This window comes from Streptomyces sp. DSM 120436 (assembly GCF_055778765.1).
Window position 1 is genome coordinate 1318904 of the sequence record NZ_JBSKBS010000001.1, and the last position, 20868, is coordinate 1339771.

At 68.5% G+C, this 20868-nt stretch carries 18 protein-coding genes; 9 read left to right on the plus strand and 9 right to left on the minus strand.

Annotation, left to right across the window (positions count from 1 at the left end):
- The first annotated feature begins 184 nt into the window (after positions 1–184).
- Both trxB and trxA read left to right on the plus strand, forming a co-directional pair.
- Positions 185–1153 carry a thioredoxin-disulfide reductase gene (gene trxB / locus ACWH4W_RS06025; protein ID WP_473074772.1) on the plus strand — a complete coding sequence of 323 codons (969 nt, stop codon included), beginning with the start codon at positions 185–187 and terminating at the stop codon, positions 1151–1153.
- 38 nt (positions 1154–1191) lie between these two features.
- Positions 1192–1524 (plus strand): thioredoxin, encoded by a 333-nt coding sequence (trxA, locus tag ACWH4W_RS06030; RefSeq protein ID WP_003991504.1) that lies wholly within the window; start codon positions 1192–1194, stop codon positions 1522–1524.
- Between the two features lie 87 nt (positions 1525–1611).
- Here trxA and ACWH4W_RS06035 read toward each other — a convergent pair whose 3' ends face one another.
- From ACWH4W_RS06035 to rpmH, 9 genes are all read right to left on the minus strand, one after another.
- Complete coding sequence (locus tag ACWH4W_RS06035; RefSeq protein ID WP_473074773.1) at positions 1612–2229, minus strand: GNAT family N-acetyltransferase; 618 nt, start codon at positions 2227–2229, stop codon at positions 1612–1614.
- A gap of 316 nt (positions 2230–2545) precedes the next feature.
- Complete coding sequence (locus ACWH4W_RS06040) at positions 2546–3646, minus strand: ParB/RepB/Spo0J family partition protein (RefSeq protein ID WP_473074774.1); 1101 nt, start codon at positions 3644–3646, stop codon at positions 2546–2548.
- Positions 3643–4719 (minus strand): ParA family protein, encoded by a 1077-nt coding sequence (locus ACWH4W_RS06045; protein ID WP_466196690.1) that lies wholly within the window; start codon positions 4717–4719, stop codon positions 3643–3645. The genes ACWH4W_RS06040 and ACWH4W_RS06045 overlap by 4 nt, the downstream gene beginning before the upstream one ends.
- A gap of 365 nt (positions 4720–5084) precedes the next feature.
- Complete coding sequence (gene rsmG / locus ACWH4W_RS06050; RefSeq protein ID WP_473074775.1) at positions 5085–5804, minus strand: 16S rRNA (guanine(527)-N(7))-methyltransferase RsmG; 720 nt, start codon at positions 5802–5804, stop codon at positions 5085–5087.
- A gap of 119 nt (positions 5805–5923) precedes the next feature.
- Complete coding sequence (locus tag ACWH4W_RS06055) at positions 5924–6436, minus strand: Jag family protein (protein ID WP_470188164.1); 513 nt, start codon at positions 6434–6436, stop codon at positions 5924–5926.
- Positions 6437–6451: 15 nt separating this feature from the next.
- Positions 6452–7717 carry a membrane protein insertase YidC gene (gene yidC / locus ACWH4W_RS06060; RefSeq protein WP_473074776.1) on the minus strand — a complete coding sequence of 422 codons (1266 nt, stop codon included), beginning with the start codon at positions 7715–7717 and terminating at the stop codon, positions 6452–6454.
- A 3-nt stretch (positions 7718–7720) separates the two neighbouring features.
- Positions 7721–8095, minus strand: a complete 375-nt coding sequence (gene yidD, locus ACWH4W_RS06065; protein WP_473074777.1) for a membrane protein insertion efficiency factor YidD — start codon at positions 8093–8095, stop codon at positions 7721–7723.
- Positions 8092–8463 carry a ribonuclease P protein component gene (gene rnpA, locus ACWH4W_RS06070; RefSeq protein ID WP_093764288.1) on the minus strand — a complete coding sequence of 124 codons (372 nt, stop codon included), beginning with the start codon at positions 8461–8463 and terminating at the stop codon, positions 8092–8094. The genes yidD and rnpA overlap by 4 nt, the downstream gene beginning before the upstream one ends.
- A gap of 21 nt (positions 8464–8484) precedes the next feature.
- Positions 8485–8622: a 50S ribosomal protein L34 gene (rpmH, locus tag ACWH4W_RS06075; protein ID WP_003956500.1), complete on the minus strand. Its 138-nt coding sequence runs from the start codon at positions 8620–8622 to the stop codon at positions 8485–8487.
- 375 nt (positions 8623–8997) lie between these two features.
- Between rpmH and dnaA the strand changes: the two genes are divergently transcribed.
- The 7 genes from dnaA to gyrA all read left to right on the plus strand — a co-directional run bounded on the left by dnaA (position 8998) and on the right by gyrA (position 20859).
- The gene (gene dnaA, locus ACWH4W_RS06080; RefSeq protein WP_473074778.1) at positions 8998–10965 is read left to right on the plus strand and encodes a chromosomal replication initiator protein DnaA; all 1968 of its coding nucleotides are present in this window, start codon (positions 8998–9000) and stop codon (positions 10963–10965) included.
- An 880-nt stretch (positions 10966–11845) separates the two neighbouring features.
- On the plus strand, positions 11846–12976 hold the full coding sequence (gene dnaN / locus ACWH4W_RS06085) for a DNA polymerase III subunit beta (protein ID WP_473074779.1): 1131 nt from the start codon (positions 11846–11848) through the stop codon (positions 12974–12976).
- A 142-nt stretch (positions 12977–13118) separates the two neighbouring features.
- On the plus strand, positions 13119–13994 hold the full coding sequence (gene gnd / locus ACWH4W_RS06090; RefSeq protein WP_473074780.1) for a phosphogluconate dehydrogenase (NAD(+)-dependent, decarboxylating): 876 nt from the start codon (positions 13119–13121) through the stop codon (positions 13992–13994).
- 72 nt (positions 13995–14066) lie between these two features.
- Positions 14067–15188: a DNA replication/repair protein RecF gene (gene recF, locus ACWH4W_RS06095; protein ID WP_473074781.1), complete on the plus strand. Its 1122-nt coding sequence runs from the start codon at positions 14067–14069 to the stop codon at positions 15186–15188.
- On the plus strand, positions 15185–15727 hold the full coding sequence (locus tag ACWH4W_RS06100) for a DciA family protein (RefSeq protein WP_473074782.1): 543 nt from the start codon (positions 15185–15187) through the stop codon (positions 15725–15727). Before recF ends, ACWH4W_RS06100 begins: the two co-directional genes overlap by 4 nt.
- 434 nt (positions 15728–16161) lie before the next feature.
- A complete protein-coding gene (gene gyrB / locus ACWH4W_RS06105) occupies positions 16162–18219 on the plus strand; it encodes a DNA topoisomerase (ATP-hydrolyzing) subunit B (RefSeq protein ID WP_473074783.1) in 2058 nt (685 codons plus the stop codon).
- 42 nt (positions 18220–18261) lie between these two features.
- Positions 18262–20859: a DNA gyrase subunit A gene (gene gyrA, locus ACWH4W_RS06110; protein ID WP_473074784.1), complete on the plus strand. Its 2598-nt coding sequence runs from the start codon at positions 18262–18264 to the stop codon at positions 20857–20859.
- Positions 20860–20868 lie beyond the last annotated feature (9 nt).

Consider the following 20868-nt stretch of genomic DNA (forward strand, 5'->3'; position numbering starts at 1 on the left):
CGTGGTCTTGGTCCCGCGTGGTATCCCGTACGGTGTGGGGCCCCGGCGTGCCGTCCGAGCACCGTCTGCGTGTGCCCGGGCACGGCGGGAATGCGGGCCCCTTAGGATCCGTTGGGTGGGGTGAGAGTTCCGAAAGAAGCTCCCACCGGTCGAATGACGCAGACCAGAGACGAGGAATCTAGCCGTGAGCGACGTCCGTAACGTGATCATCATCGGCTCGGGGCCCGCCGGCTACACGGCGGCGCTCTACACCGCCCGTGCGTCGCTGAAGCCCCTGGTATTCGAGGGCGCTGTCACCGCCGGCGGTGCGCTGATGAACACCACCGAGGTGGAGAACTTCCCCGGTTTCCAGGACGGCATCATGGGCCCGGAGCTCATGGACAACATGCGGGCCCAAGCGGAGCGCTTCGGTGCCGAGCTGGTTCCGGACGACGCCGTGGCTGTCGATCTGACCGGTGAGATCAAGACCGTCACGGACACCGCCGGAACGGTCCACAAGGCGAAGGCCGTCATTGTGACGACCGGGTCGCAGCACCGCAAGCTCGGACTGCCCAACGAGGACGCCCTCTCGGGTCGCGGTGTCTCGTGGTGCGCCACCTGCGACGGCTTCTTCTTCAAGGACCAGGACATCGCTGTCATCGGCGGCGGTGATACCGCCATGGAGGAGGCGACCTTCCTGTCGCGCTTCGCCAAATCCGTGACGATCGTCCACCGCCGAGACACCCTGCGCGCCTCCAAGGCGATGCAGGAGCGCGCCTTCGCCGACCCGAAGATCTCGTTCATCTGGGACAGCGAGGTCGCGGAGATTCTGGGCGAGCAGAAGCTCTCGGGTCTGAAGCTGCGCAACGTCAAGACGAGTGAGCTCTCCGACCTGGCGGTGACCGGCCTGTTCATCGCGATTGGTCACGACCCGCGCACCGAGCTCTTCAAGGGCCAGCTCGAGCTGGACGAGGAGGGCTACCTGAAGGTCGACGCGCCCTCGACGCGCACCAACGTCACGGGTGTCTTCGCGGCCGGTGACGTGGTGGACCACACCTACCGCCAGGCGATCACCGCGGCCGGCACCGGTTGCGCGGCGGCCCTCGACGCGGAGCGCTTCCTCGCCGCTCTCGCCGACGAGGACAAGGCCGAGCCCGAGAAGACCACTGTCTGACCCACTCTCCCCACGCACCAACGATTAAGGAGCCCGCTGTGGCCGGCACCCTGAAGAACGTGACCGACGACTCCTTCGAGCAGGACGTCCTCAAGAGCGACAAGCCTGTCCTGGTGGACTTCTGGGCCGCCTGGTGCGGTCCGTGCCGTCAGATCGCTCCGTCCCTCGAGGCCATTGCTGCCGAGTACGGAGACAAGATCGAGGTCGTCAAGCTCAACATCGACGAGAACCCGGGCACGGCAGCCAAGTACGGCGTCATGTCGATTCCGACCCTGAACGTCTACCAGGGCGGTGAGGTCGCCAAGACCATCGTCGGCGCCAAGCCGAAGGCCGCGATCGTCCGCGACCTCGAGGACTTCATCGCCGAGTAGTGATGGGCCGCCCCGACGGCGGTACATGTTTCACGTGAAACACGAATGGGCCGACCCGCTTGGGTCGGCCCATTCGTGTGAGCGGGGTCAGAGCGGGCGCAGGACCGGCTCCTTCTGCACCGCCCCGAGCAGTCGGTCGAGTGCCATCTCCACGTCTTCCTTCCAGGAGAGTGTCGATCTCAGCTCCAACCGCAGCCGGGGATAGGCGGGGTGCTGGCGGACCGTCTTGAAGCCCACGGCGAGTAGATGGTCCGCGGGCAGTACACAGGCCGGCTCTTTCCACCGAGCGTCACCGAATGCCTCGATCGCCTTGAACCCCCGCCGCAGCAGATCCTTCGCCACCGTCTGGACCATCACGCGGCCGAGCCCCTGTCCCTGGTAGTCGGGGAGGATGAACGCGGTCATCAACTGCACCGCGTCGGGGGACACCGGGCTGGTGGGGAACGCGATGGAACGGGGCACATAGGCGGGGGGCGCATAGAGCACGTAGCCCACGGGAACCTCGTCCACGTAGACGACGCGTCCGCAGGAGCCCCAGTCGAGCAGAACGGCCGAGATCCAGGACTCCTTCTCGAGCTCCGCGGTGCCCGCCTTCACCGCTGCTTCGCCGCTGACGGGGTCGAGCTCCCAGAAGACGCACGAGCGGCAGCGCTGGGGGAGGTCCGGAAGGTTGTCCAGCGTGAGCGGTACGAGCCGACGGCCCATGAAGGCTGTTCCTCGCTTCCTTCACCCGCTGCCATACGGGCGGCGGTCAGAGCACCCCGTTCTCTGAGCAGGCTACCGATGAAGCCACTGACGACGCCCACCCCCAGCCCCGCGCTCATCAGTCCGGTGCGGCTCATCATCCGCATGGCCCCTGCCTAGCTCTCAGAGGTGTTGCCGGGTGGATGCGCCATATACGAACGCATCGTATCCATGAAGCGATTCCCTCGATACCGGCACAAGGTAAAGGGTGGGCCGTGTCCGGTGCGTACCGGACACGGCCCACCCTGGCCGGCCTCAGGCCGGACGGAGCGACACCTCAGGAATCGGTCTCCTCGGCGTCGTTCTCGTCCACGAGACGCTTCTGGAGCACCGGGCCCTCTCCGGGGGCGAGGGTGCCGAGGATGCGCTCCAGGTCCTCCATCGAGGCGAACTCAACGGTGATCTTGCCCTTCTTCTGGCCAAGGTCGACCTTCACCCGCGTCTCGAAGCGGTCCGAGAGGCGCGTCGCCAGTTCGGACAGGGCCGGCGACACCCGGGCGCCCGCGCGCGGGCCCTTGGACCGCTGAGCCTTCTGAGGCCGCGAGCCCATCAGGGTCACGATCTCCTCGACGGCCCGTACCGAGAGGCCCTCGGCCACGATGCGGTGAGCCAGGCGGTCCTGTTCCTCGGAGTCCTCGACGGACAACAGCGCGCGGGCGTGCCCGGCGGAGAGCACTCCAGCAGCCACCCGACGCTGCACGGTCGGAGACAGCTTCAGCAGACGCAGGGTGTTGGACACCTGCGGGCGGGACCGGCCGATGCGGTCGGCCAGCTGGTCGTGCGTGCAGTTGAAGTCCTTGAGCAGCTGGTCGTAGGCGGCAGCCTCTTCCAGCGGGTTCAGCTGGGCACGGTGCAGGTTCTCCAGCAGCGCGTCCAGGAGGAGCTTCTCGTCCTCCGTGGCCCGCACGATGGCCGGGATGGCATCGAGTCCGGCCTCACGGCAGGCGCGCCACCGGCGCTCGCCCATGATCAGCTCATAGCGGCCGCCGCCCACCTGCCGCACGACGACGGGCTGCAGCAGACCGACCTCCTTGATGGAGGTGATCAGTTCGGCCAAGGCGTCCTCGTCGAAGACGTCACGAGGCTGCCGTGGGTTCGGCGTAATGGCGTCGAGGGGGATCTCAGCGAAGTGAGCCCCCATCGGCGGGGCCGGCACCGAAGGGTTCACGGCCGCGGCCTCCTCCGTTTCACGTGAAACAGAGGCCAGCGTGGTCACCTTCGCGGCCGCCACTCCGCGTTCATTCGGCAGTACTGGGACCGCTGCGGGCGACGGGGAGGCCATTCCACCCATCGCGGTCGGAGTCACCGTCTTCTCTGTCGGGGCAGCGGGGATCAGTGCTCCGAGCCCACGACCCAGCCCCCTCCGTCGCTCACTCACTGCACGCCCTCCACCATGTTCGGATCAGTCTGCTGTGCGCCGATGTGCGCCTGCGACGCGTCGTACCGGACACCGACACCCCTCAGCGCGATCTCGCGTGCCGCCTCGAAGTACGAGAGAGCACCGCTCGATCCAGGATCGTAAGTCAGCACCGTCTGCCCGTAGCTCGGTGCCTCGGAGATACGGACGGAGCGGGGAATGCTGGTACGCAGGACCTCGTCACCGAAGTGGGTGCGCACCTCCTCCGCGACCTGGGAGGCGAGTCGCGTCCGGCCGTCGTACATGGTGAGCAGGATGGTCGAGACGTGCAGGGTGGGGTTGAGGTGCCCCCGGACCAGGTCGACGTTGCGCAGCAGCTGCCCGAGTCCTTCCAGCGCGTAGTACTCGCACTGGATCGGGATCAGCACCTCCTGGCCCGCCACCAGGGCGTTGACCGTGAGGAGGCCGAGCGACGGCGGGCAGTCGATGAGGATGTAGTCCAGCGGCTGCTCGTAGGCCTGAATGGCCCGCTGCAACCGACTCTCCCGTGCCACGAGCGACACCAGTTCGATCTCCGCACCGGCAAGATCGATGGTGGCGGGGGCACAGAAGAGGCCCTCGACGTCGGGGACGGGCTGGACGACCTCTGCCAGCGGCTTGCTCTCCACCAGCACGTCGTAGATGGAGGGCACCTCGGCATGGTGGTCGATTCCCAGGGCGGTGGATGCGTTGCCCTGCGGGTCGAGGTCGATCACCAGGACACGGGCGCCGTGCAGAGCGAGCGAAGCGGCCAGATTGACCGTGGTCGTCGTCTTGCCGACACCGCCCTTCTGGTTGGCGACCACGATGACTCGGGTCTGCTCGGGCCGCGGCAGCCCTTCTCCGGCACGGCCCAGAGCCTCCACCGCCAGTTGGGCAGCGCGACCGATGGGAGTGTCGTCCATCGGAGGCGGTGTTTCACGTGAAACATCCGCCCCCATCGATTCGGTACGGGGACCGGGGACCGGATCGGTCATCGGTCCCGCGATGTTGGCGTCGGACCGCAAGGATTCACTCTCCTCGACTTCAGGCTCGCAATGAACAGAGCCTCCCATGCCTTCAGGGTCGCGAACCAGTGAGGTCTGACGTTCTGTGGAGAAATCCACCTCTGTGGACAACTCCGTACCCCGTGAGGGGAGTGACTCCCGGGGAGCTGAGCTCTCGTCGAGGGAGCCGAGGGGCTTCCGTTCACGAGGTTCGGCCGCAGCGCGGCCCCGACTGATGATGCCGTGCAGCAGTGAGCGACGTTTCACGTGAAACACGATGCACAGCAGGGGAGGCGGCACTGCCGCGACACTCCGGCATGCGCGGGTTGGGCAGCTTGTGTGGAGTACGCCCGGCCCGACGGCCGGGCGCGTCGTCCCGGATGTGCGCCACCGCGGCACCGGACCTCTCACACTCCGCGGCAGGGGACGTACGGCTATCCGCGTCGGCGCCGGACCCGTCCGGTACGGGCGGCCTTGGCGCGCTTGGCGGCGAAGCGCACACCACCGGGGCTCTCGCCGACCTCGACCCGTACCACGGTGGACATGGGGTCCACCACGCCCTCGCCCACGTGCACGATCGACGTCGTCACGGCGCCGAGCTTGGTCAGTGCGGTGGCGGCGCTCTTCAGCTCCTCCTCCGCGGTGTCGCCCTTGAGCGCAAGCATCTCCCCGTACGGCCGCAGCAGGGGGATGCCCCAGGTGGCCAGGCGGTCGAGCGGCGCCACGGCGCGTGCGGTCACCACGTGCACCGGAGACAGCTTGCCCATGACCTCCTCGGCGCGTCCGCGCACAACGGTCACATGATCCAGGCCGAGCAGCTCCACGACCTCGGTCAGGAAGTTGGTGCGGCGGAGCAGCGGCTCCAGCAGGGTGATCTTCAGGTCCTCCCGGACCAGAGCGAGCGGGATACCCGGTAGACCGGCCCCCGAGCCGACGTCACACACGGTGACCCCCTCGGGCACGACCTCCGAGAGCACCGCGCAGTTCAGCAGATGCCGCTCCCACAAGCGGGGCACCTCACGCGGGCCGATCAGACCACGCTGGACACCCGCCTCGGCGAGCAGCTCGGCATACCGGACTGCGTCCGCGAAGCGTTCACCGAACACCTCGCGGGCCTGTTCGGGCGCGGGGGGAAGCTCCGCTGCCTCCGTCACGGGGGACCGTCCTTCCGTACCGTGCCGACACGGACGCCGACACCAGAACCAGAACTATCAGGCTGACAAAGAGCGGCCCCGCCTGCGCAACAGACGGGGCCGGTGGAACGGTGAGCCGATCAGGCGGGAAGCACGACGACGAAGCGCTGCGGCTCCTCGCCCTCGGACTCGCTGCGCAGGCCTGCCGCCTTGACCGCGTCGTGCACGACCTTGCGCTCGAACGGGGTCATCGGGTCGAGCCGCACGGGCTGGCCGCTGCTCTTCGCCTCGGCCGCGGCCTTGGCGCCCAGGTCGGCCAGCTCGGTGCGCTTGCGGGCTCGGTAGCCGGCGATGTCGAGCATCAGGCGGCTGCGGTCACCGGTCTCCCGGTGGACCGCGAGGCGCGTGAGCTCCTGAAGGGCCTCCAGCACCTCACCGTCACGGCCGACCAGCTTCTGCAGATCGCGGCTGCCCGTGTCGCTGATGATCGAGACAGAGGCGCGGTCGGCCTCGACGTCCATGTCGATGTCGCCGTCGAGATCGGCGATGTCGAGCAGGCCCTCCAGGTAGTCCGCCGCGATCTCGCCCTCCTGCTCCAGGCGGGTCAGGGTGTCTGTGCCCTCGGCAGCGGCCGCGGTGGTGCCTTCCGTCACGGGATGGACTCCTTCTTACTTCTTCGACGGGGACTTGGGCCGCTGCGGGCCCTTGCGCTGTCCGGACTGGGCCCTGCTGCGGGTGCCGTTGCCGGCGGACTTGGCGTTGCCCTTCTTGGCAGCGGGGTCGGCGTCCTGCGGATCATCGGCCTTGGTCAGCGAGGTGGGTTCACCCGCCGGCCTGGCCACGCCGGCCTGGCGCTTCGACTTGGGCTGCCGCTTGGGCTGCTGCCGCTTGGGGGCGGCGGTGGTCGTCGTCGTACCGCCCTCGGCCTGGGCGGCGGCGCTGCTCTCGCTCTTGATCACAGTGCCGTCGGCCTGGGCGGCGAAACCGGCCTTGTTCAGACCGTTGATGAACTTGCGCTCGTGCTCGTTGCGGTCCCGGCCCTTGGCGACGATGGCCTTGACGATGGCCCGCTGGCCGCGGCCCCGGGTCCCGCCGCGGTGGGTGACCTTCTTGTGGAGGCGCTCGAGGTAAGCGGCCTGGGCCTTGGAGCCCGGGGTCGGGTTGTTGTGGATGACGTACATCTGCTGGCCCATCGTCCACACGTTGGTGGTCAGCCAGTAGACGAGGACACCGACCGGGAAGTTGATGCCGAAGACAGCGAAGATGATCGGGAAGATGTACATCAGCATCTTCTGCTGCTGCATGAACGGCGTCTTCACCGTGGTGTCGACGTTCTTGGTCATCAGCTGGCGCTGCGTGTAGAACTGCGACAGCGACATCAGAACGATCATGATCGCCGTGACGACACGCACATCGAGCAGCGACGAGTTCAGCGCCTCGACCTTGTCCGGGCTGTCCGTGAACTTCGCGGCGAGCGGGGCACCGAAGATGTGGGCCTTCTGCGCACTCTCCAGCAGTCGCTCGTTGATCACGCCGATGGTGTCGTTCGACGCGATGCTGTTGAGCACGTGGTAGAGGGCGAAGAAGAACGGCGACTGCGCCAGGATGGGAAGACACGAGGAGAGCGGGTTGGTGCCCGTCTCCTTGTAGAGCTTCATCATCTCTTCGGACTGGCGCTGCTTGTCGTTCTTGTAGCGCTCCTGGATCTTCTTCATCTCCGGCTGGAGCGTCTGCATGGCACGCGTCGCCTTGATCTGCTTCACGAAGAGCGGGATCAGGCAGATGCGGATGAGAATCACCAGGGACACGATGGACAGGCCCCAGGCCCATCCTGTGTCAGGCCCGAAGATGGAGCCGTACACGCTGTGGAACTGGACGATGACCCAGGAGACAGGTGTCGTGATGAAGCTGAAGAGGCTGGCAATCGTGTCCACTAATCATGCTCCTTGGGCATGGGACGAGGTCTCTGCGGCCGGGCCCGACGGACTCGTAGGACTTATGGGAGAAGCCCGCCCGTCGGTGGCCGGTGCGGCGGCGGAGGTCCCGCCCTTGCGTGCACGCCAGGCGTTACGCAGCATTTCGTGCCACCGCGGGCGCTTACGCGGCGGGACATGGTCCACGCCGCCCAGCGACCACGGATTGCACCGCAGGATGCGCCAGGCCGTGAGTGCTGTTCCCTTGACAGCACCGTGCCGGTCGATGGCCGTGTAGCCGTAGTGGGAACACGACGGGTAGTACTTGCACACCGGGCCCAGCAGTGGACTGATCGTCCACTGGTAGAGCTTGATCAGGGCCAGCAGCGGGTACTTCATCGCGCGCCCCCTCCCAGCAGCCGTTGCAGAGCGGCGTCCAGGTCTCGGGCCAGCTGTGCGTGGTCGGCGTCGCCCGCGGCGGGCAGCGCTCGTACCACTACCAGGCTACCGGGGGGCAGCCGGTCGACTCGCTCGCGCATCAGATGGCGAAGCCTCCGCTTCACCTTGTTGCGCACCACCGCTCCGCCCACGGCCTTGCTCACGACGAAACCCGCACGCGTCGGGGGAGCGCTCTCCCCAGGCGCATGCGGGTCCGTTGCACCGCTGCGAAGGTGGACGACGAGGTGCTGGCGCCCGGCCCGGCGTCCTCGTCGTACCGCGGTCGCGAAGTCCTCGCGCCGCCTCAGCCGGTTCTCGGTGGGCAGCACGACGTCATGACCTGACCGGGATCAGGCGGACAGACGGGCGCGACCCTTGCTGCGGCGGGACGCGAGGATCGCGCGGCCGGCACGGGTGCGCATACGCAGCCGGAAGCCGTGGGTCTTGGCGCGACGACGGTTGTTCGGCTGGAAGGTGCGCTTGCTCACTCGGGGGCTCCAGAAAGAATCGGTGTTTGCGGGGTGCCGTCCTGGCTGTCACCGTGCGCCCACGAGTAGCTCGCGTTACGCCCGAGTGCACCGCTGACCGATCACCTTGCGCGATCTGTGCCCATCGGAGGCAGGCGGCAGCAGCCATCGACAACTCGACCTCGTTACGGTACGCGCGGCCGTGTCATTCGGTCAAACCGGTGGCTGCCGGGAGACACTTGTCCACAGCCTGGGGACAACAACTTGAACCGTACCGGTCGCGCTGACTACCGTGACGGGACCCCGATTCGTTCCCTTGACCCCCCACCACCCGATTTACATCCCGACCCGTCCCTCGCATCACACGATCGAGGGACCTGTGAGAGAGCGTGCCCTGTGGCTGACGTACCTGCCGATCTTGCCGCAGTGTGGCCACGCGTACTGGAGCAACTGCTCGGCGAGGGCCGCGGACAAGGTGTCGAGAGCAAGGACGAGCACTGGATCCGGCGCTGCCAGCCACTGGCCCTGGTCGCCGACACCGCCCTGCTCGCCGTGCCGAACGAGTTCGCCAAGGGCGTGCTCGAGGGTCGGCTGGCCCCGGTGGTCAGCGAGAGCCTGAGCCGCGAGTGCGGCCGCCCGATCCGCATCGCCATCACGGTCGACGAGAACGCCGGCGAACCACCCGCCACGCCCGCGCCCGCTCCCCGTCCGCAGCCGCGCTACGAAGAGCCGGAGCTGCCCTCCGTCCCCCCGGAGCGGCCGGACCACCGCGAGCGCCCGGACCACCGCGACCGGCAGGAGCGCGAGCCGTACGAGGGGTACGGCGGATACGACCGTCGCCACGGCGACCAGCAGCAGGGCCGGCCGGACGACCGTCTGCCCTCCGCGCGCCCCGCCTACCCGTCGGAGTACCAGCGCCCCGAGCCCGGCTCCTGGCCGCGTCCCTCGCAGGACGACTACGGCTGGCAGCAGCAGCGGCTCGGCTTCCCCGACCGGGACCCGTACGCCTCGCCGTCGTCCCAGGACGCCTACGGCTCGCCGGATCCGTACGGCACGCAGGACGCGTACGGCTCGGACGCCTACGGCGGTCCGTCCTCCCAGGACTACCGTCCCCAGTCTGTGGAGCGTCCGTCCTACGACCAGCGCTCCGACTACGACGCCTCGCGCGGCGACTACGACCAGCGGGACGACCGGCGCCGCGACCTGCCCGAGCCGCCGCCCGGCTCGGGGCACGTCCACCGCGGCGGCCCGGTCGGCCCGAACCTGCCCACGACCGGCGCGCCCGGCCCCCTGGCGGCGCAGCCCGCCCCGGCGACGGGCCCCGGTGAGCCGACCGCGCGGCTGAACCCGAAGTACCTCTTCGACACGTTCGTCATCGGCGCGTCCAACCGCTTCGCGCACGCGGCCGCGGTGGCCGTCGCGGAGGCGCCGGCGAAGGCGTACAACCCCCTGTTCATCTACGGGGAGTCGGGCCTCGGCAAGACGCATCTGCTGCACGCGATCGGGCACTACGCGCGGAGCCTCTACCCGGGCACGCGCGTGCGGTACGTGAGCTCGGAGGAGTTCACCAACGAGTTCATCAACTCCATCCGCGACGGCAAGGGAGACAGCTTCCGCAAGCGCTACCGCGAGATGGACATCTTGCTCGTCGACGACATCCAGTTCCTGGCGGACAAGGAGTCGACGCAGGAGGAGTTCTTCCACACGTTCAACACGCTCCACAACGCCAACAAGCAGATCGTGCTGTCCAGCGACCGGCCGCCCAAGCAGCTGGTGACACTGGAGGACCGGCTGCGGAACCGTTTCGAGTGGGGGCTGATCACCGACGTCCAGCCGCCGGAGCTGGAGACGCGCATCGCGATCCTGCGCAAGAAGGCGGTGCAGGAGCAGCTCAACGCCCCGCCGGAGGTTCTGGAGTTCATCGCCTCCCGGATCTCCCGCAACATCAGGGAGCTGGAGGGCGCGCTGATCCGGGTGACGGCCTTCGCGTCGCTCAACCGGCAGCCGGTGGACCTCGGGCTGACGGAGATCGTCCTCAAGGACCTGATGCCCGGGGGCGACGACTCGGCCCCGGAGATCACCTCGACGGCCATCATGAGCGCGACCGCCGACTACTTCGGGCTCACCGTCGAGGACCTGTGCGGCACCTCACGCGGGCGTGCGCTGGTGACCGCCCGGCAGATCGCCATGTACCTGTGCCGTGAGCTGACGGACCTGTCGCTGCCGAAGATCGGCGCGCTGTTCGGCGGGCGGGACCACACGACGGTGATGCACGCCGACCGGAAGATCCGCAATCTGATGGCCGAGCGGCGCTCCATCTACAACCAGGTCACCGAGCTGACCAACCGCATCAAGGCCGGCTGACGGCCCGCACGCGGTACACGAGGGCGCCCCTGGGGAGATCCGGGGGCGCCCTTCTTCGTGTCCCGGCTCTCCGACCGCGGCGCCGGGACGTGCTGCGGTGTTCGATTTCCACGGCGGGTTACGGCTGTCCTCCACAGATCCGGTGACTTTTTCCCGTCCACACGCTGGGGACCGGAAAGTTGTCCCGACTCCGTCCACAGCCTCCTCTGGTGAGAAGCTGTCCGCGCAGGTCACGCGCCTGTGGATTCGTGGACGAAGGATCTCCACAGGCTGTGGACAGCGTCATGCTCCACAGCCTGTGCATCGAGTTGTCCACGGGCTTCCCACAGGCTGTGGCCGGTTGTCCCCAGTGATCGGCGGCTTCTCCACATGCCTGTCCACTGTTCGGCAACGCGACGCGGCTTCTCACCGGACCGAGTGAAAGCCGTCACATCGAGCTGCCAGAGGGGGCTGTGGGAAAGAAGCGCAAACCTGGGGACGCGGCTGGGGAGAACTCGGCCTCCCCTGTGCACGGGATGTGCAGAACTTTCCGTTCTCCACAGCAAGGCCCGGTTGTCCACGGCTGCCACCCACAGGACCAGTGGACAAAAAACCTGCGCTGAGCTGTGCAAACGAGGTTATCCACGGTATCCACAGGCCCTACTACTACTTCCGACCATAGAGAGCGAGGAATTCGTTTCGAAGAGGGTCCTGTGCACAACTGGCTGTCCGGCCCTCGCCTGCCCCTCGTCACGACTTGACCCCGAGGGGCGCCTAGTGTCAGTGCGGTGCGTCAGACTGGACCCCGGTGTCCTTCCCCTCGCAGGGGCCGACGACACCGAGTCAGACGACGAGAGCCAGGCAGGGCGAGAAGCGCCGGCAACAGCAGGAGGCGGCAACAGTGAAGATCCGGGTGGAACGCGACGTACTCGCGGAGGCAGTGGCCTGGGCGGCTCGCAGCCTCCCGGCCCGTCCGCCGGCGCCTGTCCTCGCCGGCCTGCTGCTCAAGGCCGACGACGGCCAGCTGAGCCTGTCCAGCTTCGACTACGAGGTCTCCGCGCGCGTGTCGGTGGAGGCCGAGGTCGAGGAGGAGGGGACGGTCCTGGTCTCCGGCCGCCTGCTGGCCGACATCTCCCGCGCCCTGCCCAACCGTCCGGTGGAGATTTCCACAGACGGTGTACGGGCGACGGTGGTCTGCGGATCCTCGCGGTTCACGCTCCACACACTGCCTGTGGAGGAGTACCCGGCCCTGCCGCAGATGCCGAACGCGACGGGCACGGTCCCCGGCGAGGTGTTCGCCTCCGCCGTACAGCAGGTCGCCATCGCGGCCGGCCGCGACGACACCCTCCCCGTCCTGACCGGTGTGCGCATCGAGATCGAGGGCGACACGGTGACCCTCGCCTCCACCGACCGTTACCGCTTCGCGGTCCGCGAGTTCCTGTGGAAGCCGGAGAACCCGGAGGCCTCCGCGGTCGCCCTGGTGCCCGCCAAGACCCTGCTGGACACGGCCAAGGCGCTGACCAGCGGCGACCAGGTGATCCTGGCGCTGTCCGGCTCCGGTGCCGGTGAGGGCCTGATCGGTTTCGAGGGCGCCGGCCGACGCACCACCACGCGTCTGCTGGAGGGCGACCTCCCGAAGTACCGCACGCTGTTCCCGACGGAGTTCAACAGCGTCGCCGTGATCGAGACCGCCCCCTTCGTGGAGGCCGTGAAGCGCGTGGCCCTGGTCGCCGAGCGCAACACCCCGGTGCGGCTGAGCTTCGAGCAGGGCGTGCTCATCCTGGAGGCCGGTTCCAGCGACGACGCACAGGCTGTGGAAAGGGTCGACGCCCAGCTCGAGGGCGACGACATCTCGATCGCCTTCAACCCGACGTTCCTGCTGGACGGCCTGAGCGCCATCGACTCCCCGGTGGCCCAGCTGTCGTTCACCACGTCCACCAAGCCGGCACTGCTCAGCGGCCGCCCGGCGGCGGACGCGGAGGCGGACGAGGCCTACAAGTACCTGATCATGCCGGTGCGGCTCAGCGGCTGATCCACGGCCGCGGCGAAGCCGCAGGTGGGGACGGGCGTGTGAGCGCGTATGCCCACAGATGTGCGCGCGCGTCCGGGTTTAGGCTCGGACGCCGGTACGCAAGTGCCGTCACGTCCCGTCGCATACCAAAGGAACGCATCTGATGGAGCTCGGTCTCGTCGGCCTCGGCAAGATGGGCGGCAACATGCGCGAGCGGCTGCGCCGCGCAGGCCACACCGTCTTCGGTTACGACCGCAACCCGGACCTCGCCGATGTCCACAGCCTGCAGGAGCTTGTGGGCAAGCTCAGCGGCCCCCGTGTGGTGTGGGTGATGGTCCCGGCCGGCGGGCCGACCCAGTCCACCGTCGACGAGCTGGCCGAGCTGCTGGAGCCCGGCGACGTCGTGGTGGACGGCGGCAACTCCCGTTGGACCGACGACGAGAAGCACGCCGCGGAGCTGGCGGCCAAGGGCATCGGCTTCGTCGACTGTGGTGTCTCCGGCGGCGTGTGGGGCCTGGAGAACGGCTACGCGCTGATGTACGGCGGCTCCGAGGAGGACGTCGCCAAGGTGCAGCCGATATTCGACGCCCTCAAGCCGGAGGGCGACTTCGGCTCGGTGCACGCCGGCAAGGTCGGCGCGGGCCACTTCGCCAAGATGGTCCACAACGGCATCGAGTACGCCATGATGCAGGCCTACGCCGAGGGCTGGGAACTGCTGGAGAAGGTCGACTCGGTGACCGACGTCCGGGAGGTGTTCCGCTCCTGGCAGGAGGGCACGGTCATCCGCTCCTGGCTGCTGGACCTGGCGGTCAACGCCCTCGACGAGGACGAGCACCTGGACGGGCTCCGGGGTTATGCACAGGACTCCGGTGAGGGACGCTGGACTGTGGAGGCCGCCATCGACAACGCGGTCCCGCTCCCGGCGATCACGGCCTCGCTGTTCGCGCGGTTCGCCTCGCGCCAGGAGGACTCGCCGCAGATGAAGATGATCGCGGCGCTGCGGAACCAGTTCGGCGGCCACGCGGTCGAGAAGAAGTAGTCCACAGGGACGTCCACTGTCCACAGGACCGCACGGCGGTCCACAACGCCGGAGGAGGTCGGTGGAACGACCATGCACGTCACGCATCTGTCGCTGGCCGACTTCCGCTCCTACCCCCGGGTCGAGGTTCCGCTCGACCCCGGGGTGACGGCCTTCGTCGGTCCCAACGGACAGGGCAAGACGAACCTCGTCGAGGCGGTCGGCTACCTCGCCACCCTCGGCAGCCACCGGGTGTCCTCCGACGCCCCGCTGGTGCGCATGGGTGCCGACCGTGCGATCGTCCGGGCCCAGGTCCGGCAGGGCGAACGGCAGCAGCTGGTCGAGCTGGAGCTCAATCCGGGCCGCGCCAACCGCGCCCGCATCAACCGGTCCTCGCAGGTCAGGCCGCGTGACGTGCTGGGCATCGTGCGGACCGTGCTGTTCGCGCCCGAGGATCTGGCGCTGGTGAAGGGCGATCCGGGTGAGCGCCGGCGGTTCCTGGACGAGCTGATCACCGCGCGCTCCCCGCGCATGGCGGGCGTGCGCTCCGACTACGACCGGGTGCTCAAGCAGCGCAACACGCTGCTGAAGTCGGCGGCGCTGGCCCGCCGGCACGGCGGCCGCACCCTGGACCTCTCCACACTCGACGTGTGGGACCAGCACCTCGCCCGCGCGGGCGCCGAGCTCCTGGCGCGGCGCCTGGACCTGGTGGCCGCGCTCCAGCCGCTCGCCGACAAGGCGTACGAGCAGCTCGCGCCCGGTGGCGGCCCGGTGGCACTGGAGTACAGGCCGTCCGCGCCGGGCGAGGCGCACACCCGTGAGGATCTCTTCGAGCAGCTGACGGCCGCGCTCGCGGAGTCCCGCAAGCAGGAGATCGAGCGCGGCGTCACCCTGGTCGGCCCGCACCGCGACGACCTGCTGCTCAAGCTGGGCCAGATGCCCGTCAAGGGCTACGCCTCGCACGGTGAGTCGTGGTCGTACGCGCTGGCGCTGCGCCTCGCCTCGTACGACCTGCTGCGGGCCGAGGGCAACGAGCCGGTGCTGGTGCTCGACGACGTCTTCGCTGAGCTGGACGCGCGCCGCCGGGAGCGGCTGGCCGAGCTGGTGGCCCCCGGTGAGCAGGTGCTGGTGACGGCCGCCGTCGAGGACGACGTGCCGCACGTGCTGGCGGGCGCGCGGTTCGCCGTGTCCGAGGGGACGGTGGAGCGCGCGTGAGCGGCCGGCAGCCGCCCGCCGGCGGTACCGGCAAGGACCCCGAGCCCTCGGGCGTCGACCTGGCGCGCGTGGCGTTGCGCGCGGCCCGGGAGGCGGCACGCGCGCGTGGGGACGCGGCGCAGCAGAAGAAGCAGGCGCACCGCGGCGGCCTGCGCTCCGGCGCACGCACCGACCGGCGTGATCCGATGGCGCTGGGCGCGGCGATCAACCGGCTCCTGACCGAGCGCGGCTGGGAGGCCCCCGCGGCGGTCGGCGGCGTGATGGGGCGCTGGCCGGAGATCGTCGGCGAGGACCTCGCCAAGCACTGCGAGCCCGAGCGCTACGACGAGGACGAGCGGGTGCTGGTCGTGCGCTGTGACTCCACGGCCTGGGCGACCAATCTGCGGTTGCTGGCGCCGACGCTGGTGGCCCGTCTCAACGACGACCTCGGGCACGGCACCGTGCGGCTGATCCAGGTGGTCGGCCCCACCGGCCCGGCCCGCCGTTACGGGCCGCTGCGCGCCCCGGGCAGCACCGGTCCCGGCGACACGTACGGGTGATCCGGAGGCTTTTCCCGCCTCTTCGCATACACGTGAGAGACATCACATCAGGGCGTCCGAGCACCGCTTTCGCGGGCCGGACCCCCGCGTCGCCGTACCCCCGCGCGGAGGTACGCATCGCCACCTGACTCCTAAGTAGCCAAGGGTTGACGGCCGGAAGCGCTGAGTGCCCTCGTGGGGCCTCTGGAGCCCCCATCCGCATATCGGGAGTCGGACGAGGCCGGTTCAGGGCGGCACATGCGGACTCAGGTGCCCGCAAACCCCCATCGATGTCAGTGCTACCGGTAGACTGGAAGACAATCCCGCCCCGATCGTGGGGACCGCCCGGGAAGACGCTGAGCAACGCTGATCAAGGCTTACCAACGCAACATGCCGCAGCCGCTCCGGCAACCTGCCGACGAGCCCGGCTCGTGCTGTGCCAGAAAGGGCGCTTCGTGGCCGATTCCGGCAACCCCAACGAGAACATTCCGTCCACCGACACCGCCGCCGGCGACGCGGCAGGCTCCTCGAGCGGAGACGCCACGTCGTACGACGCGAGTGCCATCACCGTCCTCGAGGGCCTGGACGCGGTCCGCAAGCGACCCGGCATGTACATCGGGTCGACGGGCGAGCGGGGCCTGCACCACCTGGTGCAGGAGGTCGTCGACAACTCGGTCGACGAGGCGCTGGCCGGCCACGCGGACACCATCGACGTGACGATCCTGGACGACGGCGGCGTCCGCGTCGTCGACAACGGCCGCGGCATCCCCGTGGGCATCGTCCCCTCCGAGGGCAAACCCGCCCTCGAGGTCGTCCTCACCGTGCTGCACGCGGGCGGCAAGTTCGGCGGCGGCGGTTACGCGGTCTCCGGCGGTCTGCACGGCGTGGGCGTGTCCGTGGTCAACGCGCTGTCGACGCGCGTCGCCGTCGAGGTGAGGACCGACGGGTACCGCTGGACGCAGGACTACAAGCTGGGCGTCCCCACCGCGCCGCTCCAGCGGCACGAGGCGACCGAGGAGACCGGCACGTCGGTCACCTTCTGGGCCGACGGCGACATCTTCGAGACCACGGACTATTCGTTCGAGACGCTCTCCCGGCGCTTCCAGGAGATGGCGTTCCTCAACAAGGGCCTGCGGATCAACCTCACCGACGAGCGCGAGTCGGCGAAGGCGACCGCCGGCGCGGACGAGGCGGGCGAGGACGAGAAGCACGAGGTCAAGAGCGTCTCGTACCACTACGAGGGCGGCATCGTCGACTTCGTGAAGTACCTCAACTCCCGCAAGGGAGAGGTGATCCACCCCACCGTCATCGACCTCGAGGCGGAGGACAAGGAGCGGAACCTGTCGCTCGAGGTCGCCATGCAGTGGAACGGCGGCTACACGGAGGGCGTGTACTCCTTCGCCAACATCATCCACACCCACGAGGGCGGTACGCACGAGGAGGGCTTCCGTGCGGCGCTCACCTCGCTCATCAACAAGTACGCGCGCGACAAGAAGCTGCTGCGCGACAAGGACGACAACCTCACCGGTGACGACATCCGCGAGGGTCTGACCGCGATCATCTCGGTCAAGCTGAGCGAGCCGCAGTTCGAGGGCCAGACCAAGACCAAGCTGGGCAACACCGAGGTGAAGACCTTCGTGCAGAAGGTCGTCTACGAGCACCTCGCCGACTGGCTGGACCGCAACCCCAACGAGGCCGCGGACATCGTCCGCAAGGGCATCGCGGCGGCCACCGCGCGCGTGGCGGCCCGTAAGGCGCGCGACCTGACGCGCCGCAAGGGCCTGCTGGAGACGGCGTCACTGCCGGGCAAGCTGTCCGACTGCCAGTCGAACGACCCGACCAAGTGCGAGATCTTCATCGTCGAGGGTGACTCCGCCGGCGGCTCGGCCAAGTCCGGCCGCAACCCCGAGTACCAGGCGATCCTCCCGATCCGGGGCAAGATTCTCAACGTCGAGAAGGCGCGCATCGACCGGATCCTGCAGAACCAGGAGATCCAGGCGATGATCTCCGCGTTCGGCACCGGCGTGCACGAGGACTTCGACATCGAGAAGCTCCGCTATCACAAGATCATCCTGATGGCGGACGCCGACGTCGACGGCCAGCACATCAACACCCTGCTGCTGACGTTCCTGTTCCGCTTCATGCGGCCGCTGGTCGAGGCCGGGCACGTGTACCTCTCCCGCCCCCCGCTCTACAAGATCAAGTGGGGCAAGGACGACTTCGAGTACGCGTACTCCGACCGTGAGCGCGACGCGCTGATCGAGATGGGCCGCAACGCCGGCAAGCGCATCCGTGAGGACTCGGTGCAGCGCTTCAAGGGTCTCGGCGAGATGAACGCCGAGGAGCTGCGCATCACCACGATGGACCAGGAGCACCGCGTCCTCGGCCAGGTCACCCTGGACGACGCCGCCCAGGCCGACGACCTGTTCTCCGTCCTGATGGGCGAGGACGTCGAGGCCCGCCGCGCCTTCATCCAGCGCAACGCCAAGGACGTCCGTTTCCTCGACATCTGAGTCGGTCTCAGCTGACCGCACCAGGAAGGACCTTCACCAGCAATGACCGACGAGAACACTTCCGTCACGCCCCTCGAGGACGTGGACGCCGCCGCGATGCGCGTCGAGCCCGTCGGGCTCGAGACGGAGATGCAGCGCTCGTACCTCGACTACGCGATGTCCGTCATCGTGTCGCGTGCGCTGCCCGACGTCCGTGACGGCCTCAAGCCCGTCCACCGCCGCGTGCTGTACGCCATGTACGACGGCGGCTACCGCCCCGAGCGCGGCTTCTACAAGTGCGCCCGCGTCGTCGGCGACGTCATGGGCAACTACCACCCGCACGGCGACTCCTCGATCTACGACGCGCTGGTCCGCCTGGCGCAGCCGTGGGCGATGCGGATGCCGCTGGTGGACTCCAACGGCAACTTCGGCTCCCCGGGCAACGACCCGGCGGCGGCGATGCGCTACACCGAGTGCAAGATGGCGCCGCTGTCGATGGAGATGGTCCGGGACATCGACGAGGAGACCGTCGACTTCACGGACAACTACGACGGCCGCTCCCAGGAGCCGACCGTCCTGCCGGCCCGCTTCCCGAACCTGCTGATCAACGGCTCGGCCGGTATCGCGGTCGGCATGGCGACCAACATCCCGCCGCACAACCTGCGCGAGGTCGCCGCCGGCGCCCAGTGGTACCTGGAGAACCCCGAGGCGTCGCACGAGGAGCTGCTGGACGCGCTCATCGAGCGCATCAAGGGCCCCGACTTCCCGACCGGCGCCCTGGTGGTCGGCCGCAAGGGCATCGAGGAGGCGTACCGCACGGGCCGCGGCTCGATCACCATGCGCGCGGTGGTCGAGGTCGAGGAGATCCAGAACCGCCAGTGCCTGGTGGTCACGGAGCTGCCCTACCAGGTCAACCCGGACAACCTCGCGCAGAAGATCGCCGACCTGGTGAAGGACGGCAAGGTCGGCGGCATCGCGGACGTGCGCGACGAGACGTCCTCGCGGACCGGCCAGCGCCTGGTCATCGTCCTCAAGCGGGACGCGGTCGCCAAGGTCGTCCTGAACAACCTGTACAAGCACACCGACCTGCAGACCAACTTCGGCGCCAACATGCTGGCCCTGGTCGACGGCGTGCCGCGCACCCTCTCCCTGGACGCGTTCATCCGCCACTGGGTGACGCACCAGATCGAGGTCGTCGTCCGCCGTACGCGCTTCAGGCTGCGCAAGGCGGAGGAGCGGGCGCACATCCTGCGCGGCCTGCTGAAGGCCCTGGACGCCATCGACGAGGTCATCGCGCTGATCCGGCGCAGTGACACCGTGGAGATCGCGCGCGGGGGCCTGACGGACCTCCTGGAGATCGACGACATCCAGGCCAACGCCATCCTCGAGATGCAGCTGCGCCGGCTGGCCGCCCTGGAGCGCCAGAAGATCGTCCAGGAGCACGACGAACTCCAGGCGAGGATCAACGAGTACAACGAGATCCTCGCCTCCCCGGTCCGCCAGCGCGGCATCGTCAGCCAGGAGCTGGCCGCGATCGTGGAGAAGTACGGCGACGACCGCAAGACGAAGCTGATCCCCTACGAGGGCGACATGTCCATCGAGGACCTGATCGCCGAGGAGGACATCGTCGTCACGGTCACGCGCGGTGGCTACATCAAGCGCACCAAGACCGACGACTACCGCGCGCAGAAGCGCGGTGGCAAGGGCGTGCGCGGCGCGAAGCTCAAGGAAGACGACATCGTCAACCACTTCTTCGTGTCCACCACGCACCACTGGCTGCTGTTCTTCACCAACAAGGGCCGCGTGTACCGGGTGAAGGCGTACGAGCTGCCCGACGCCGGCCGTGACGCGCGCGGCCAGCACGTGGCGAACCTGCTGGCCTTCCAGCCGGACGAGACCATCGCCCAGATCCGCGCCATCCGCGACTACGAGGCGACGCCGTACCTGGTCCTGGCGACCAAGGCCGGCCTGGTGAAGAAGACCCCGTTGAAGGACTACGACTCCCCGCGGTCCGGCGGTGTCATCGCCATCAACCTGCGCGAGCAGGAGGACGGGACCGATGACGAACTGATCGGTGCCGAACTCGTCTCGGCCGAGGACGATCTGCTGCTGATCAGCAAGAAGGCGCAGTCGATCAGGTTCACGGCGACGGACGAAGCGCTGCGGCCCATGGGCCGCGCCACCTCGGGCGTCAAGGGCATGAGTTTCCGCGAAGGGGACGAGCTGCTCTCGATGAATGTCGTCCGACCCGGTACGTTCGTGTTCACTGCCACAGACGGCGGGTACGCGAAGCGGACCGCTGTCGACGAGTACCGGGTCCAGGGCCGCGGCGGCCTCGGCATCAAGGCTGCCAAGATCGTCGAGGACCGCGGCTCTCTCGTCGGCGCTCTGGTGGTCGAGGAGACCGACGAGATTCTCGCCATCACGTTGTCGGGTGGTGTGATTCGTACGCGAGTCAACGAGATCAGGGAAACCGGCCGTGACACCATGGGCGTCCAACTGATCAACTTGAGCAAGCGCGATGCCGTGGTCGGCATCGCCCGCAATGCCGAAGCAGGACGCGAGGCGGAGGAAGTCGACGGCGACGTGGCCGTGGACGACACCGCCGACGGGGACGCGACCACCGGTACGGACCAGGGTGAGGCGCCCTCGTCCGAGTAGCACGAGGAG

What these genes read in the sequence shown, in the direction of transcription:
- yidD (WP_473074777.1), bottom strand. Translation starts at nt 8,095, where the DNA reads ATGAAGTACCCGCTGCTGGCCCTGATCAAGCTCTACCAGTGGACGATC.
- ACWH4W_RS06035 (WP_473074773.1), bottom strand. Translation starts at nt 2,229, where the DNA reads ATGGGCCGTCGGCTCGTACCGCTCACGCTGGACAACCTTCCGGACCTC.
- recF (WP_473074781.1), top strand. Translation starts at nt 14,067, where the DNA reads ATGCACGTCACGCATCTGTCGCTGGCCGACTTCCGCTCCTACCCCCGG.
- ACWH4W_RS06045 (WP_466196690.1), bottom strand. Translation starts at nt 4,719, where the DNA reads ATGGGAGGCTCTGTTCATTGCGAGCCTGAAGTCGAGGAGAGTGAATCC.
- gnd (WP_473074780.1), top strand. Translation starts at nt 13,119, where the DNA reads ATGGAGCTCGGTCTCGTCGGCCTCGGCAAGATGGGCGGCAACATGCGC.
- gyrA (WP_473074784.1), top strand. Translation starts at nt 18,262, where the DNA reads ATGACCGACGAGAACACTTCCGTCACGCCCCTCGAGGACGTGGACGCC.